The organism is Rhizobium sp. AQ_MP (genome assembly GCF_014237835.1).
GTDB lineage: Bacteria > Pseudomonadota > Alphaproteobacteria > Rhizobiales > Rhizobiaceae > Allorhizobium.
Genome location: NZ_JACJVI010000009.1, coordinates 154,043 through 170,340, shown reverse-complemented (window position 1 = coordinate 170,340; position 16,298 = coordinate 154,043). Strand labels below are relative to the sequence as shown.

Sequence of the window (16,298 nt, the reverse complement as noted above, 5' to 3'; positions counted from 1 at the left end):
ACGAAGGCCGCACCGGTTTCCCGATGCGGCCTCAGTCATTTGCTCGAACTCCGACGATCTCAGTACGGACGGTCGGCGGCCAGTTCGCCTTCGGCCGCTTCGCGCTCGAGATAACGCTGGTCGATCTCCGGCAGCGGCTCGCCATCGATAGCGGCTTCGAACGCTTTCAGACGCTTGTGGATCGAAAGAAGCTCGATGATCGTCGACCAATAGCTGACCAGATACTGGAAGCTGTCGGTTACCTGGCCGAAGGCGGTCGCGATCTGCTGCCAGACGCCCATGGTGATCTTGCCGGCAACGATCGTCGGGATGAGGATGAAGGTCAGGAAGATCGCGTCCAGCTGGCCGTAGGTGTAACGGGCGACGTTGAAATAGGTGTAGTGCCAGTACATGCGGAAATAGTTGCGCCTTACGTTGGAGAAGAGTTCGCGCACGGTGACCGGCTGGGCGCGCTCGGCATTGTCTTCGCCATAGACGAGTTCCTTTCGGAAAGCGGCTTCGACGCGCTGGTTGCGGAACTGCAGCCCTGGCAGCTTGATGCCGGCGACCATCAGCAACACCGTACCGAACAGCGACCAGAAGATGGCAAGCCAGAACAGCGCATGCGGCACGGCCCCGATGATCGGCAACTCGCTGACATTCTCCGACATACGAAACAGGATCGGCAGGAAGACGACGAGGGTCATCACGGAGTTGATCAGCGCGACACCGAGCCCTTCGAGAATGTTGGCGAAGCGCATCGTGTCTTCCTGAACACGCTGCGAGGCACCCTCGATATGGCGCAGCTTGTCCCACTTCGACATATAGAAGTCGTTCATCGCGTTGCGCCAGCGGAAGACGTAATGATTGGTGAAGAAGGCAGTCAGGACGGACAGCGTCACGCCGACCATGCCGATTTCCAGAAAGCGCAGCTGCAATTCGTAGAGCTGGCCGGCAGTGACCGTACCGTCGCCGTTCAGCGCCTTCTGGAACAGATCGAAGAAAGGGCCGCGCCAGTTGTTGACCGCGACCGAGATCTGGACGCTGAAATAGGCGATGAAGATGATGAATGCCGAGCCCCAGATCGACCAGTTGGTCCAGGGATGATCCTTGGCGATCACCTGCCAGACGACGCCGAAGATCAGCACGAAGATTGTGAAGTACAGATAGAACCAGAGATTGTCGGGCGTGAAGAAGAAGGCAAGTCCGACCGGCGGCTGCTGGCCCTCTGCAAGGGGCGGCATTCCAAGCGCGGCACCGATTTGAGGTCCGACCGTGTACCAGACGATGATACAGACGAGCGTCCAGAGCGCCGCCGAAGTAAAGAAGAGCTTAGGCTGAGGAAAGAAGGAATGAAACACGCGGGCAGCCTTCGTGTGGGAGAAGTCCTGAAAGTCGATGGGAACCTAGGGCAGAAGGTTCGCTGCAGCAATGGCATCGCCAAATTGTGGCGGAATTACCCCCGCGAAAATGAAGGGTTGGTAAGAATAGGTTGGGGCCGTTGATTTACGCTTCCCTTGCCTCCTGCCCAAAAATCGCTAGGGAAGTCCCAAAGCTTTTTCAGGAGTGCCCCATGAGCGACCTCAGCCTTCAGCAGGCGATCGACAACATCTACACCTCGATCAACAACGACAACGAGGAGATCGACCTTCACATCGCAGCCTTGAAAGCCGCGATGGCCAAGGAAGGTGTCAAGGAAGCCGTGTTCGAAACGAGCAAGCTCGCCCAGTCGAACCGTCAGGGCCGCAAGATCATGCAGTCCTACTTCAAGAAGAAGGGCGTCGCCGTCGCCTTTTCGAAGGCCGATTGAGACGGAACAGATACCAGGGCGCTCGCCTTAGTCCGCCAGCGTCAAAACCAGCGGGCCGTTCTTCGTCACGACGATCGTGTGCTCGAACTGCACGGTCGGTGCACGCGGCTCGCTGAAGAGCGTCCAGTTGTCCTTTTCGCCATCTTCGGCCCATTGTCCGCCGAGCGACAGGAACGGCTCGACCGTAAAGACCAGCCCCTCCTCCATCATCCTCGTCTCGTCCGGATCCGGCCAGGTCGAAAGCTCGGTCGGCTCCTCATGCAGCGAACGGCCGACGCCGTGGCTCGCGAGATTGGTGATCAGCGTATAGCGGTTCTTCCTGGCAAAGGCGCCGATGGAATTGCCGATATCGGCGAGCGGCCGGCCGGTCTTCACCTGATTGAGCCCCACCCAAAGCGCCCGCTTGCCATCGCGAAGCAGCCTTTCGAGCTTGGCCGTGCCCGGCGGCACGATGAAGGACGAGCCGGTATCGCCGAAATAGCCGAGCTTTTCGGCAGACACATCGATATTGACGAGGTCGCCCGCCTTGATCACCCGGTCGCCGGGAATGCCATGGGCGATCTCTTCATTGACCGAGATGCAGGTCGCGCCGGGAAACTGGTAGCAGAGCTCCGGCGCCGACTGGGCGCCGTTCTCCTCAAGCACCTTGCGCCCGATCTGGTCGAGCTCGCGCGTGGTGATGCCGGGCTCGAGCGCCGCCGCCATGGTCTTCACCGCCGTCGCGCAGATGCGTCCGATGTCTTTCAGACGCGTGAGGTCCTCTTCGGTTTCGACGATCATGGCGGTCCTTCAGTGGCTCTTCGCGGGGATAGCGCTGCCTTAGGCGGCAGACGCCTTCTCCGTCAACGCTTTCCGAACCAGCGGGGCGACTTTTGTTCCGAAGAGTTCGATGCCGCGCATGATTTCCTTGTGCGGCATGGGCCCGATCGCCATCTGCAACAGGAAGCGGTCGTTCTTGAAGATGCCGTGCATGGCGACGATCTTTTCGGCAACCGTTTCGGGGTCGCCAACGAAAAGCGCGCCGCGCGGGCCGCGTGAGGCATCGAACTGCGCCCGGTTCGTCGGGCCCCAGCCGCGCTCGCGGCCGATGCGGTTCATCACGACGGCCTGTGGCTCGTAGAAGATATCGGCCGCCGACTGCGTCGTGTCATGGATGAATCCGTGCACGTTGATGCTGGTCTTCAACTGCTTCGGGTCGACGCCGGCTTTCTCGGCACTCTGGCGGTATAGGTCGAAGAACGGCGCAAAGCGATGCGGCTCACCGCCGATGATGGCGAGTGCGAGCGGCAAGCCGAGATAACCGGCCCGTGCCGCCGATTGCGGCGTGCCACCGATCGCGATCCACAACGGCAGGAGATCCTGCAAGGGACGCGGATAGACGCCCCTGCCCTGGATAGCCTTGCGGGTCTGGCCTTCCCAGGTCACCACCTCGTTCTCGCGGATTTCCATGAGCAGCTGAAGCTTTTCGGCAAACAGCAGGTCATAGTCTTCAAGATCATAGCCGAAGAGCGGGAAGCTCTCGATGAACGAGCCGCGACCGACCATGAGTTCGGTGCGGCCGCTGGAGAGCAGGTCTACCGTCGCGTATTGCTGGAAGACCCGCACCGGATCATCGGAGGAGAGAACGGAAACGGCGCTGGTCAGCCGGATGTTCTTGGTCTGCACCGCGGCGGCTGCCAGGATCGTCGCGGGCGAAGAGGCCATGTAGTCCGGCCGGTGATGTTCGCCCAGCCCGAAGACATCGAGACCGACCTCATCGGCGAGCTTGATCTCGGCCAGAAGCTCGTCCACGCGGCGCTTGGCTTCCGCGCCCTTGTTGGCAGCATTGGGGTCGACATCGGCAAAGGTGTAAAGTCCGAGTTCCATGGGTCTCTCTCGCTGTATCGTTGCGCCAGAGATAGAGGTTCGCCTCTTCTCATGCAAACGGGACCGGGGTGACGGACTGTTTCGGACTGGCGAACGAAGAACGGGAAAGAGGCCCATTCATGCGTTTCGGCGAAGCAGTCTTGCGCCAAAATCGCGATTGCCAGTGCTCTGCCTTTGGGCATAACCTCCCAGGGAGTATTGCGTCGCAGCAGGCATGAACCAAGGGAGAATGGCATGGCAAGAACCGTCGTCGTCACCGGCTCGACCAGCGGAATCGGGCTCGGCATCGCGAAAGCCTTTGCCGCCGAAGGCGCAAACCTCGTCATCAACGGCTTCGGCCCCGCAGACGAGATCGAAGCGAACCGCAAGGCGCTCGAAGCCCATGGCGGCAAGGCGATCTATCATGGCGCCGACATGACCAAACCGGCGGAGATCGCCGACCTGATCGCCACCGCCGAAAAGACCTTCGGTGGCGTCGACGTACTGGTCAACAATGCCGGCATCCAGCATGTCTCGCCGGTCGAGGATTTCCCGATCGACAAATGGGACCAGATCATCGCGATCAACCTGACGAGTTCCTTCCACACCATCCGCGCCGCTGTTCCCGCCATGAAGGCAAAGAAAAAGGGCCGCATCATCAATGTCGCCTCCGCCCATGCGCTGGTGGCCTCGCCCTACAAGTCGGCCTATGTCGCCGCCAAGCACGGGATCATGGGGCTCACCAAGTCGGTTGCCTTGGAGCTGGCGGAATTCGGTATTACCATCAATGCCATCTGCCCGGGCTATGTGCTGACGCCGCTCGTGGAAAAGCAGATCCCCGACACGGCCAAGGCCCGTGGCATTTCCGAGGAACAGGTAAAGACGGACGTGATGCTGCGCCTGCAGGCGACGAAGGAATTCGTCGCCATCGACGAGGTCGCGGCAACAGCCATCTTCCTCGCCAGCGACGCGGCCAGGCAGATCACCGGCACCTCCATTTCGATCGATGGCGGCTGGACCGCGCAGTAACGCGGGTTCAGCACAAAAAAGGCAGTCCATGACCAGCATTCGTTTCATCCTGAATGGCGAAGATGTCGCCCTTTCCAGCCTCGATCCGACCGAGACGCTGCTCGACTTCCTGCGCCTGAAGCGCCGGCTGACGGGCTCCAAGGAAGGCTGCGCGGAAGGCGATTGCGGTGCCTGCACGGTACTGGTCGGGCGGCTCGTCGACGGTCGGCTGCAGTATGAGACGGTCAATGCCTGCATCCGCTTCGTCGGCTCGCTGAACGCCACCCATGTGGTGACCGTCGAGCATCTGGCCGCGAAGGATGGCACGCTGCATCCGGTGCAGCAGGCCATGGTCGACTGTCACGGCTCGCAATGCGGCTTCTGCACGCCGGGCTTCGTCATGTCGCTCTACGGGCTTTGGCTGACCTCGGAGAACCCTGATAGAGCCGAGATCGAACGCGCGCTGCAGGGCAATCTCTGTCGTTGCACGGGCTACGAGCCGATCGTCAAGGCCGCTGAACAGGTGGGCCATGTCAGGCCGTCGGCCCTTTTCGACCCGCTGGAACGCGAGCGCGCCAACATCATCGCGCGCCTCGAAGAGCTTGCCACCCGCGAGACGATCACGCTGTCCGGCCCCGATGGCCGCAGGCTCGTCGTCCCCGGCAGCATCGAGGGTCTGGCCGAAACCTTGGCCGCCCATCCCAAGGCAACCGTTGTTGCCGGTGCGACCGATGTCGGCCTCTGGGTCACCAAACAGATGCGCGTGCTCGACCCCGTCGTCTTCATCAACCACCTGGAAGACCTGCAGAAGATTACCGTGACGCCTGACGGCATCACGCTCGGCGCCGGTGTCAGCTACACCAATGCATTCGAAGCGCTCCGCCGCGAAATCCCCGCCTTCGGTCGCCTGATTGAGCGCATCGGCGGCCAGCAGGTGCGCAATATGGGCACGATCGGCGGCAATGTCGCCAATGGCTCGCCGATCGGCGACAGCCCGCCGGCGCTGATCGCATTGTCCGCCACCGTGACCCTGCGCTCCGCCTCCGGCACCCGCACCATGCCGCTCGAGGATTTCTTCATCGACTACGGCAAGCAGGACCGGCAGCCAGGCGAATTCGTCGAAAGCCTGTTCGTGCCCCGCCCGAAGGCGGCAAGCCATGTGGCCGTCTACAAGATCTCCAAGCGCCGCGACGAGGATATCTCGGCGCTCTGCGGCGCCTTCCACCTCGAAACCGATGCGGCCGGTATCGTCACCCATATCCGCATCGCCTTCGGCGGCATGGCGGCCACCCCGAAACGCGCCCGCGCCGTCGAGGCAGCGCTTTACGGCAAGCCCTTTGCGCAAGGCACGGTGAATGCCGCCCGCGACGCCTTCGACCTCGACTACAAGCCGCTCACCGACTGGCGCGCCACGGCGGAATATCGCCAGCTGACCGCGAAAAACCTGCTGACACGGTTCTTCCTGGAAGTGTCCGGCACCCCGCAGGAACTGCAGCGCTTTGCGGTGGAGGAGGCGTGATGGGGAGCATGTTTAAAGGTCATGCCGTGTTTTACCCCCCTCTGTCCTGCCGGACATCTCCCCCTCAAGGGGGGAGATCAGCAAGACGATTACGCTCGCCCAGATCAAGGGTCGCACTTGCCGCAGCCAACAGCTTGATGGAAGGGCAGAACGGCTGCCGCGCGTCGATCTCCCCCCTTGAGGGGGAGATGTCCGGCAGGACAGAGGGGGGTATCCGCTCGGCACGCCCTGACGCCTCCCTCCCCACCTCTCCCTTGAGGGGGGAGGTCGCCGCGAAGCGGCGGGTGGGGGTGAACAGGGCCGCGAGTTCTGCCGCGCCGATTGATGGAAATGTAGGGCACATCACCCCACCCCGGAGCTTCGCTCCGACCCTCCCCCTCAAGGGGAGGGCGAGGCCGCGCCGCATCCCCGCGCCACTCTCCCCCCTTGTGGGGGAGATGTCCGGCAGGACAGAGGGGGGTGATTTTGCGGTCTCAAGGCCCCTCACCCTGACCCTCTCCCCGCAAGCGGGGAGAGGGAAAAGCCACCCGACGGTATCCGCGTCTCTCCTTCTCCCCGCCTGCGGGGAGAAGGTGGCCGGCAGGCCGGATGAGGGGCAGCACGAAACACATGGAGGCCTTCATGGATAAGGCGACCTACGAGACGGCGAAATATATCAAGGGGCCGATGCACCAGTCGCTCCGGCATGATTCAGCGCACAAGCATGTCGCCGGAAGTGCCGAATATATCGACGATATTCCCGAACCTGCAGGCCTCTTGCATGGCGCGCTCGGCATGGCGGATCGCGCCCATGCCGAGATCCTGTCGATCGACCTTTCCGCGGTGAAGGCCTATCCCGGCGTGGTCGATGTCCTGACCGCCGCCGACATCACCGGCGTCAACGACGTCTCATCCGGCGGCCGCCACGACGAGCCGCTGATTGCCACCGACAGGGTCGAATTCCACGGCCAGACCATCTTCGCCGTCATCGCCGAAACCCGCGATGCGGCCCGCAAGGCGGCGCGGCTCGCCAAGGTCGAGTATCGCGACCTGCCCTTCTGGACCGATATCGACGGCGCGCTGGAGAATGGTGCACCACTCGTCACCCCCGGAATGACGCTGAAGCGCGGCACGCCGGAGACCGAACTCGACAAGGCGGCCCACCGCATCAAAAGCTCGATGCGCATCGGCGGCCAGGAGCATTTTTACCTCGAAAGCCATATCGCGCTCGCCATTCCCGGCGAGGATGATGATGTGACCGTCTGGTCCTCCACCCAGCACCCCTCGGAAATCCAGCATATCGTCGGCCATGTGCTCGACATTCCCTCCAACGCCGTGACCGTCAACACGCGGCGCATGGGCGGCGGTTTCGGCGGCAAGGAAACCCAGGGCAACCAATTTGCAGCCCTTGCGGCGCTCGCCGCCAAGAAGCTGAAGCGCGCCGTGAAATTCCGCCCCGACCGCGACGAGGACATGGGCGTCACCGGCAAGCGCCACGACTTCAAGATGGATTTCGACGTAGCCTTCGATGATGACGGCAAGATCCACGCCATCGAGGCCAACTTCGCCGCCCGCTGCGGTTATTCCTCGGACCTGTCAGGCCCGGTCACCGACCGCGCTCTCTTCCATGCGGACTCGAGCTATTTCTACCCGCATGTGAAGCTGACCTCGCAGCCCTTGAAGACCCACACCGTCTCCAACACCGCCTATCGCGGATTCGGCGGCCCTCAGGGTATGTTGGGTGGCGAACGGGTGATCGAGGAAATCGCTTATGCGTTGGGCAAGGACCCGCTCGAGGTCCGCAAGGCAAATTTCTACGGCGAGAAAGGCTCTGGGCGCGATGTGACGCCCTACCACCAGCAGGTGGAAGACAACATCATCCTGAAGGTTGTCGAGGAGCTGGAAAGCTCGGTCGATTATCAGGCGCGCCGCCAGGCGATCATCGACTTCAACAAATCGAGCCCCGTCATCAAGAAGGGCATCGCCCTCACCCCGGTGAAATTCGGCATCTCCTTCACCATGACGGCCTTCAACCAGGCGGGCGCGCTCGTCCATATCTATCAGGACGGCTCGATCCATCTGAACCATGGTGGCACAGAGATGGGCCAGGGCCTCTACACCAAGGTCGCCCAGGTCGTTGCCGAGTGTTTCCAGGTCGATGTCGACACGGTGAAGATTACGGCGACGACGACCGCCAAGGTCCCGAACACCTCGGCCACCGCCGCCTCGTCCGGCTCCGACCTGAACGGCATGGCGGCTTACGATGCCGCCCGCCAGATCAAGGAACGGCTGATCGCCTTTGCCGCCGAGAAGTATTCCGTCCCGGTCTTGGAGGTCGAATTCCTGCCCAACCGGGTGCGCGTCGGGGACAAGATCTTCTCCTTCGGCGACTTCGTCAAACAGGCCTATTTCGGCCGCGTGCAGCTGTCTGCCGCCGGCTTCTACAAGACGCCAAAAATCCACTGGGACCGCGCCGCCGGTCGCGGCACGCCCTTCTACTACTACGCCTATGGCGCCGCCTGCTCGGAAGTCTCGATCGACGCGCTGACGGGCGAATATCTGATGGACCGCACCGACATTCTGCACGATGTCGGCAAATCGCTGAACCCAGCCATCGATATCGGCCAGATCGAAGGCGGCTTCGTTCAGGGCATGGGCTGGCTGACGACGGAGGAACTCTGGTGGGACGGCAAGGGGCGACTGCGCACCCACGCGCCCTCCACCTACAAGATTCCCCTCGCCTCCGATCGACCGAAGATCTTCAACACGCGGCTTGTCCCCTGGTCGGAAAACGCCGAACCCACCATCGGCCGCTCCAAGGCCGTCGGCGAGCCGCCCTTCATGCTGGCGATTTCCGTGCTGGAGGCGCTGTCGATGGCGGTGGCCTCGGTTGCGGATTATCGGGTCTGCCCGAGGCTTGATGCGCCGGCCACGCCGGAACGGGTGTTGATGGCGGTGGAGAGGTTGAAGCGGGCGTGATGGATGGAGCCATGACGCACCACGCCGTCCCGGAAGGTCATCGGAGAAGCGCGCGGCGGATGCGTAAAGCGCTGACTGCGGCTGAACTGCGGTTCTGGAATACGGTGAGAGCCCATCGCTTGATGGGATTGGGCTTTCGACGGCAAGTTCCAATCGCGGGATACATCGTCGACTTCGCCTGCCCCGAGCACAAACTGGTGGTCGAAATCGATGGCCCGAGCCACACATTCGATCAAAAGATCGAGCGCGATAAAGTCCGGGATCTGACGCTCGCCAATCTGGGATGGACCGTCCTGCGTTTTACCAACGAGGATGTGCTGAACAAACTGGATGATCTTTGCATTCACATCCTGCGGGTGATCGGAGTGCGACGGTTTGAGTAATGCATTCGCATTTACCCCCCTCTGTCACTCCGTGACATCTCCCCCTCAAGGGGGGAGATTGCCGGCTAGCGCCCTGCCCTCCGAACGCATGCATATGCGTCCTGCCCGACTTTGCGATCCTTTCTCGTGGGGGAACCGGAGGAGGCCGAGACGTCTGCCGAATCCGATCTCCCCCCTTGAGGGGGAGATGCCCGGCAGGGCAGAGGGGGGTACCCAAAGTGCCGACCTCAGACATTGGCCAGCCACCTCACCCGGAACTACCCCCCTCTGTCACTCCGTGACATCTCCCCCTCAAGGGGGGAGATTGCCAGCAAGCGCCATGCCCTCTCAACGCATGCATTTACGTCCCGCCCAAATTTGCAGTGTTTCCTCACGGGGAAGGCAGAGGAGACAGAGACGTCTGCCGCATCCGATCTCCCCCCTTGAGGGGGAGATGCCCGGCAGGGCAGAGGGGGGTACCCCGAACCTAAAGGCGGAGCAGGCTCAAATATGACCACCCTACCCGCCTTCCTCGCCGCCCACCCGAATGCCGTCCTTGTGGAAGTCGCAGAGACCCGGGGCTCGACCCCGCGCGATACCGGCACGATCATGCTGGTCACGGAAACCGGCCTCTGGGGCACGATCGGCGGCGGGCATCTGGAATTCCTGGCAATCGGCCATGCGCGTCGGCTGCTAACGAGAGAGACCGTGGAGCCGGTGCTCGACGTGCCGCTCGGGCCTGAAATCGGCCAGTGCTGCGGCGGGCGGACGCGTCTCTCATTCACTCGCCTCGATAAGGACGGCAGCCAGAACCTGTTGCGACGCCTCGCCCAGGAGCGGGCACATTTCCCCGAAGTCATGGTCTTCGGCGCCGGCCATGTCGGGCTGGCGCTCGCCCAGGCCCTAAGCCCTCTGCCGCTGAATGTTACGCTGATCGACTCGCGTCCCGCAATCGACGGCGAGTTGCCCCAAGGCATCACCTTCCGCCGGGTCGCCATGCCCGAGGCGGAGGTGGAAAAGCTCAAATCCGGCGCCGCCGTCGTCATCCTGACCCATGACCATGCATTGGATTTCCTGATCGGCAGGCAAGCGCTCTCCCGCAACGACCTCGCCTATGTCGGCATGATCGGCTCGAAGACCAAGCGCGCCACCTTCGCCTCCTTCCTCGACCGCGAAGGCCTGGGCCGCGCCTCCATGGAGCGGCTGACACTGCCGATCGGCGGCGGAGCAGTGAAGGACAAGCGCCCGGCGGTGATTGCCGCCATGGTAGTGGCCGAGTTGCTGGGGGTACTGCTCAAAGCAAACTGAGTGGCCACCGAAGAGAAAAACGGCTATGCTCTGACCACACGGATGGGGACATCATGGCCGCACGATCCAGTCTGACGATCGAACTGAACCAGGACGTCGAAGCCAAGCTTTCGAAGATTGCCCAAGCGACGCAACGCAGTCGTGGCGAAGTCGCCAACGCGGCGCTCACCCTCTATGTGGAACGCGAATTCAGGACAATTGAAGCAATACGGCAGGGACTGGTCGATCTCGAAAAGGGTGATCTCGTCGATCATGAGGACGCCATGTCCGAACTCGACGCCGTGATCGAGTCTGCAGAGGCAGCCCGCCTGTGAGCCTTCGCATCCAGTGGTCGCGGCAAGCCCTGGATGACTTGAAATCCCAAATTGCCTTTATCTCGAAAGACAATCCGAAAGCCGCCCGGCAAATTGCAAAGAAGCTCCGTCTCTGTGCGGAGCGACTGGCTCAAACTCCATCCGGTCGACCGCGTCGGGTATTGGACACATGGGAGAAATCAGTCACTGGGCTTCCCTATGTCATGGCATAAACGATCAGGATGCAGAAGGACGCTGAAACCCTCGTGGTCCTGCGCGTCATTCACACGGCGCGCGACTGGCAAGCCGGGACATGGCCCGATTGAATTGCTGCCTTGAAGACCTGAATCGATCTCGCAGTGGACTCTACGAAACATCTATAATCATTCGACTTTTCTAGAGCGGACCGCCACGGCTTCGATCGAGAAGCCGTTGCTCGGACCGCTCCCTCGCATGCCAAACATCCTCCACCATCTCCAGCCCGACGTCCCGGCGAAGGTCGTCCGGAAGGTCGTGGACATCAAGGCGGCGGGCACCTTGCCCCGGTGGTACGGCCTTACGAAGCCGCTGCAGGATGCTCTCAAAATTGGGCATAAGTCGACTGATCGCGGATACCATCTGAGCCTCCACGCTACGTGATTTCGTTCTTGTTCGATGCTGCGACCATGCCTGAGGTTGCGAGCCCGATCCAATTAAAATACGCTCCTCATGGATAAAGAGAGCTGATCCATGAAACTGTCGCGACAACTTCCGCTGAATGCCCTGCGCGTCTTCGAGGCGGTTGGACGGCTGATGAGTTTCACCCGCGCCGGCGAGGAACTGGGCATGACCCAGACGGCGGTCAGCTATCAGATCAAGCTGCTTGAGGAGCATATAGGGGAGCCGCTCTTCTGGCGCCGCCCGCGCCAGATCGGGCTGACGCAAACCGGTGAACGTCTCCACCCCAAGGTGTCCGAAGGTTTCGATCTTCTGGTCGATGCTGTGCAGCACGCCAAGCGGGGTGCCGTCGAGACACTTGAGATCCACTCAGTCCCGACCTTCGCTTCGAACTGGCTGGCTCGCCACCTCGGCAGCTTCCAGCTTGCCCATCCCGATATCGCGGTGCGCCTCCTGCGCGTCAGCAAGTTCGAGGACCTCGCAACCAAGAGCGCCGATGTCGCCATCCCCTGGGGTGAAGGACCCTGGCCGGGGACCATCGCCCATCCGCTGATCCGCCTCGACTTCACGCCGATGCTGAGCCCGAAGCTGGCGGAAACCATCGGTGGCGTGCATGAACCGGCCGACCTGTTGAAGCTGCCGATCATCAGTCCCGGCGACCCCTGGTGGCCGCAATGGTTTGCCGCCGTCGGCATCCACAATCCCACCCTGATCGACACCAAGCTGCACAGCTACGAGGCGCAGGATCTGGAGGCCAATGCAGCGATCGCCGGCTATGGCGTTGCCATCGTCAGCCCCTTCTTCTTCCAGGACGAGCTCGCTTCGGGCCGCCTGATCCGCCCCTTCGAACTCGCCTGCCCGGCCAATGCGCCGATCCAGCTTGTCTATTCCCACGCCAGGCGCAACGCGTCGAAGATCAAGGCATTCCAGGCTTGGATCACCGCCACCCTGGAAGGCGAAAAAGTGCTCTGATTTCACCGGTTTCTACGCAAGACAAGAATCTCTGCATAAATCGTCATCCAGAGCCCTGCCCATGGTCCCGAGGGCTTCCCTTGCAACGCAATATTTTCCACACTAGGCGGTCTGGAGGACAACAGGGGAACTCCGAATGTATGAATATGCGATAGCCTGGGAATGGCTGAACTTCGCCGTCCGCTGGCTGCATGTGGTGACCGCGATCGCCTGGATCGGCTCGTCCTTCTATTTCATCGCGCTCGATCTTGGCCTGGTGAAGCGCCCGGGTCTGCCCGCCGGTGCCTATGGCGAGGAATGGCAGGTGCATGGCGGCGGCTTCTACCATATCCAGAAATATCTGGTGGCCCCCGCCTCGATGCCGGAGCATCTGACCTGGTTCAAATGGGAAAGCTATGCCACCTGGCTCTCGGGCTTCGCTCTGCTCTGCGTGGTCTATTATGGCGGCGCCGATCTCTTTCTGATCGATCGCACCGTTCTGGACATCGAGCCATGGCAGGCCATCTGTCTGTCGCTGGCGTCGCTGGCCGTCGGCTGGATCCTCTATGATCTCCTGTGCAAGTCGCCGCTCGGCAAGAACACCTGGGGCCTGATGGTGTTCCTCTACCTGGTGCTGATCGCCATGGCCTGGGGCTATACGCAGATCTTCACCGGTCGCGCCGCCTTCCTGCATCTCGGTGCGTTTACCGCCACCATCATGTCGGCCAATGTCTTCTTCATCATCATCCCGAACCAGAAGATCGTCGTTGCCGACCTGATCGCGGGGCGCACGCCCGATCCGAAGTATGGGGTCATCGCCAAGCAGCGCTCGCTGCACAACAACTACCTGACTCTGCCCGTCATCTTCTTCATGCTGTCCAACCACTATCCGCTGGCCTTTGCCACGGAGTTCAACTGGGTCATCGCAGCCCTCGTCTTCCTGATGGGCGTCACCATCCGCCACTGGTTCAACACCACCCATGCCCGCAAGGGCAAGCCTACCTGGACCTGGCTGGTCACGGTACTCATCTTCATCGTCATCATGTGGCTGTCGACCGTGCCGAAGGTCCTGACCGGCGAGGAGGAACAGGCGAGCCTTTCAACCCGTGAACAGACCTTTGTTGCAAACGGCCATTTCGAAGCCGTGCGCGATGTCGTACAGGGCCGCTGTTCGATGTGCCACGCAGCCGAGCCCGTCTGGGAGGGCATTGCGCGGGCACCGAAGAACGTGAAGCTTGAGACGGACGGCGAGATCGCCGCCCATGCCCGTGAAATCTATCTCCAGGCCGGCCGCAGCCATGCCATGCCGCCCGGAAACATCACCGATCTCTCGCCCGAAGAGCGCAAGCTGCTCGTCGCCTGGTACGAGACGACGGTTGAAGGCAGATAAGAATGACAGAGACCCTGATCCGCGGCCACCTTCTCTCCTTTCGCCGGGCACCCGAGCATGCCGGCGACCGCGAAAGCTATCTCTACGAAGAGGACGGCGCGCTGCTGGTTCGCGATGGCAAGATCGCCGCTGTCGGGGCTTACCCGGAGGTGAAGCCCAAGGCCGGCGCCGAAGTGACCGAGATCGACCACCGCCCGCATCTGATCCTGCCCGGCCTGATCGACTGCCATGTGCATTTCCCGCAGATGCAGGTGATCGCCTCCTATGCCGCCAACCTACTGGAATGGCTTGATACCTACACCTTCCCCGAGGAATGCCGTTTCGTCGAAAGCGCCCATGCCGAGCGCATCGCCACGCAATTCTTCGACGAATTCCTGCGCCAGGGCACGACCACGGCGGTCGCCTATTGCTCCGTGCACAAGGCCTCGGCCGATGCCTTCTTCGCCGAAAGCCTGCGTCGCGGCACGCTGATGATCGGCGGCAAGGTAATGATGGACCGCAATGCCCCGCAGGGTCTGCTCGACACGCCCCAGCTGGGTTACGACGAGACCCGCGCGGTGATCGAACAATGGCATGGCAAGGGGCGAAACCACGTCGCCATCACCCCCCGCTTTGCCATCACGTCCACGCCCGAGCAGATGGCGATGACACAGAAGCTGGCAGAAGAATTCCCCGACCTGCATATCCAGACGCATCTGTCCGAGAACCACGACGAGATCCGCTACACCTGCGAGCTCTATCCGGATGCCAAGGACTATACCGACATCTATGCCCGCTACGGCCTCCTGCGGAAGAAGGCGCTCTTCGGCCATGCAATCCATCTGTCGGATCGCGAGGCGGATGCCATGGCAGAAAGCGGTGCGGTCGCGGTCCACTGCCCAACCTCGAACCTCTTCCTCGGCTCCGGCCTCTTTCCGCTGAAGGCGATCAAGCGCCGCGAAAAGCCCGTCACAGTAGCGGTCGCCACCGATATCGGCGGCGGCTCCAGCTATTCCATGTTCAAGACCATGGACGAGGCCTACAAGATCCAGCAGCTGCTCGGCGAACGGATGAACCCGCTTGAAAGCTTCTACCACATGACGCTCGGCAATGCCGTCGCGCTCGATCTGGCAGATCGGATCGGCACGCTGGACGAAGGCACCGATGCCGATATCGTCGTGCTCAATGCGGCCGCCACCCCGGCCATGCGGCTTCGCATGGAAACAGTGACTTCGCTTTCGGAAGAACTCTTCCTGCTACAGACGCTGGGTGACGATCGGTCGGTCGTCGAAACCTATGTGGCGGGCAAGCCCTCGAAGCCACGCGCGGAGGCATGAGACGGCAATGAGCGAAAGCGGCTATTCCGGCACCCCTCTTCCGAAAAAGCTCGGATTGAAGCCGGACATGGCCGCACTGTTCATCGCCCTGCCCGACAGCCTCTCCCACCTCGCCGAAGAAGTCCCCGGCGCCCTCCAGGCAACCGACCTGGTGTCGGCAAATGCGTCAGGCCTCGACTACGCCCATGTTTTCGAGACCTCGCGCGCCGCACTCGAGGAGCATGCGCTCGGCCTGAAAGCCATGCTCAAACCTGCGGGAATGCTGTGGATTTCCTGGCCGAAAAAGGCCTCGAAAGTGCCGACCACGATCACCGAAGATGTGCTACGAGAGATCTTCCTTCCGACAGGCCTGGTCGACGTGAAGGTTTGCGCCGTCGACGAGATCTGGTCGGGGTTGAAATTCATGCTGCGCAAGGAGTTGCGCCCGTGACGGCAAGAGGCTCCCTATGCTGATCAGCAACCTCGTGCTTGGCACCATCATGATCTCGCTGACCGTGGTGGTCCATACTTTCGGCCTGATTGCCGTGACCCATGCCATGAGTTTCGTCACGGACCGCATTCGCCTGCACGGCCATCGCAGCCGCATGCTTGCCATGAACACGGTGGTCATCGGCGTCTTTGCCGTTTTGACGGCGGAGGTCTGGCTCTGGGCGGCCGCCTATAGCCTCATCGGCGTGGTCGATGATTTCGAGACCGCCCTCTATTTTTCGACCATCACCTTCTCGACCGTCGGATATGGGGACGTCGTGCCCCATCCCGAATGGCGCATGTTTGCCGCCCTCGAAGGTGTCAACGGCTTCCTGCTGATCGGCTGGTCGACCGCCTATCTCATCGCAGCCGGCATGCGTGTCGGCCCCTTCAAACCCGGCGAGCACTTCTGATGGCCGACTGTCGTCAATTCC

General features: G+C 61.8%; 16 protein-coding genes. 13 read left to right on the top strand and 3 right to left on the bottom strand.

Going from position 1 to position 16,298, the window contains the following annotated elements:
• Positions 1-59: 59 nt before the first annotated feature.
• A complete protein-coding gene (gene sbmA, locus H6M51_RS14980) occupies positions 60-1,340 on the bottom strand; it encodes a peptide antibiotic transporter SbmA (RefSeq protein WP_185810612.1) in 1,281 nt (426 codons plus the stop codon).
• Positions 1,341-1,552: 212 nt separating this feature from the next.
• Between sbmA and H6M51_RS14975 the strand changes: the two genes are divergently transcribed.
• Positions 1,553-1,789 carry a hypothetical protein gene (locus H6M51_RS14975; RefSeq protein ID WP_185810611.1) on the top strand — a complete coding sequence of 79 codons (237 nt, stop codon included), beginning with the start codon at positions 1,553-1,555 and terminating at the stop codon, positions 1,787-1,789.
• A gap of 27 nt (positions 1,790-1,816) precedes the next feature.
• Here H6M51_RS14975 and map read toward each other — a convergent pair whose 3' ends face one another.
• Positions 1,817-2,569 carry a type I methionyl aminopeptidase gene (map, locus tag H6M51_RS14970; RefSeq protein ID WP_185810610.1) on the bottom strand — a complete coding sequence of 251 codons (753 nt, stop codon included), beginning with the start codon at positions 2,567-2,569 and terminating at the stop codon, positions 1,817-1,819.
• A 39-nt stretch (positions 2,570-2,608) separates the two neighbouring features.
• Positions 2,609-3,655, bottom strand: a complete 1,047-nt coding sequence (locus H6M51_RS14965) for an LLM class flavin-dependent oxidoreductase (RefSeq protein WP_185810609.1) — start codon at positions 3,653-3,655, stop codon at positions 2,609-2,611.
• A 234-nt stretch (positions 3,656-3,889) separates the two neighbouring features.
• On the opposite strand from H6M51_RS14965, the gene H6M51_RS14960 reads away from it, so the two are divergent.
• The 12 genes from H6M51_RS14960 (at position 3,890) to H6M51_RS14905 (ending at position 16,277) form a co-directional block, all read left to right on the top strand.
• Positions 3,890-4,663, top strand: a complete 774-nt coding sequence (locus H6M51_RS14960) for a 3-hydroxybutyrate dehydrogenase (RefSeq protein WP_185810608.1) — start codon at positions 3,890-3,892, stop codon at positions 4,661-4,663.
• A 28-nt stretch (positions 4,664-4,691) separates the two neighbouring features.
• On the top strand, positions 4,692-6,161 hold the full coding sequence (gene xdhA / locus H6M51_RS14955; RefSeq protein ID WP_185810607.1) for a xanthine dehydrogenase small subunit: 1,470 nt from the start codon (positions 4,692-4,694) through the stop codon (positions 6,159-6,161).
• Between the two features lie 621 nt (positions 6,162-6,782).
• Positions 6,783-9,119, top strand: coding sequence for a xanthine dehydrogenase molybdopterin binding subunit (xdhB, locus tag H6M51_RS14950; protein WP_185810606.1), 2,337 nt, complete (start codon positions 6,783-6,785; stop codon positions 9,117-9,119).
• 11 nt (positions 9,120-9,130) lie between these two features.
• Positions 9,131-9,502 (top strand): endonuclease domain-containing protein, encoded by a 372-nt coding sequence (locus tag H6M51_RS14945; RefSeq protein WP_185810605.1) that lies wholly within the window; start codon positions 9,131-9,133, stop codon positions 9,500-9,502.
• A gap of 489 nt (positions 9,503-9,991) precedes the next feature.
• A complete protein-coding gene (xdhC, locus tag H6M51_RS14940) occupies positions 9,992-10,789 on the top strand; it encodes a xanthine dehydrogenase accessory protein XdhC (protein WP_185810604.1) in 798 nt (265 codons plus the stop codon).
• A 53-nt stretch (positions 10,790-10,842) separates the two neighbouring features.
• Complete coding sequence (locus tag H6M51_RS14935) at positions 10,843-11,103, top strand: CopG family ribbon-helix-helix protein (protein ID WP_185810603.1); 261 nt, start codon at positions 10,843-10,845, stop codon at positions 11,101-11,103.
• Entirely contained in the window at positions 11,100-11,315 is a 216-nt protein-coding gene (locus H6M51_RS25050; protein WP_185810602.1) for a type II toxin-antitoxin system RelE/ParE family toxin, read from the top strand. Before H6M51_RS14935 ends, H6M51_RS25050 begins: the two co-directional genes overlap by 4 nt.
• A gap of 496 nt (positions 11,316-11,811) precedes the next feature.
• On the top strand, positions 11,812-12,711 hold the full coding sequence (locus H6M51_RS14925) for a LysR substrate-binding domain-containing protein (RefSeq protein ID WP_185810601.1): 900 nt from the start codon (positions 11,812-11,814) through the stop codon (positions 12,709-12,711).
• Positions 12,712-12,847: 136 nt separating this feature from the next.
• A complete protein-coding gene (puuD, locus tag H6M51_RS14920) occupies positions 12,848-14,080 on the top strand; it encodes a urate hydroxylase PuuD (protein ID WP_185810600.1) in 1,233 nt (410 codons plus the stop codon).
• Between the two features lie 2 nt (positions 14,081-14,082).
• Positions 14,083-15,396 (top strand): guanine deaminase, encoded by a 1,314-nt coding sequence (guaD, locus tag H6M51_RS14915; RefSeq protein ID WP_185810599.1) that lies wholly within the window; start codon positions 14,083-14,085, stop codon positions 15,394-15,396.
• 7 nt (positions 15,397-15,403) lie between these two features.
• A complete protein-coding gene (locus tag H6M51_RS14910; protein ID WP_185810598.1) occupies positions 15,404-15,826 on the top strand; it encodes a hypothetical protein in 423 nt (140 codons plus the stop codon).
• Positions 15,827-15,842: 16 nt separating this feature from the next.
• Positions 15,843-16,277 (top strand): potassium channel family protein, encoded by a 435-nt coding sequence (locus tag H6M51_RS14905; RefSeq protein ID WP_185810597.1) that lies wholly within the window; start codon positions 15,843-15,845, stop codon positions 16,275-16,277.
• Positions 16,278-16,298 lie beyond the last annotated feature (21 nt).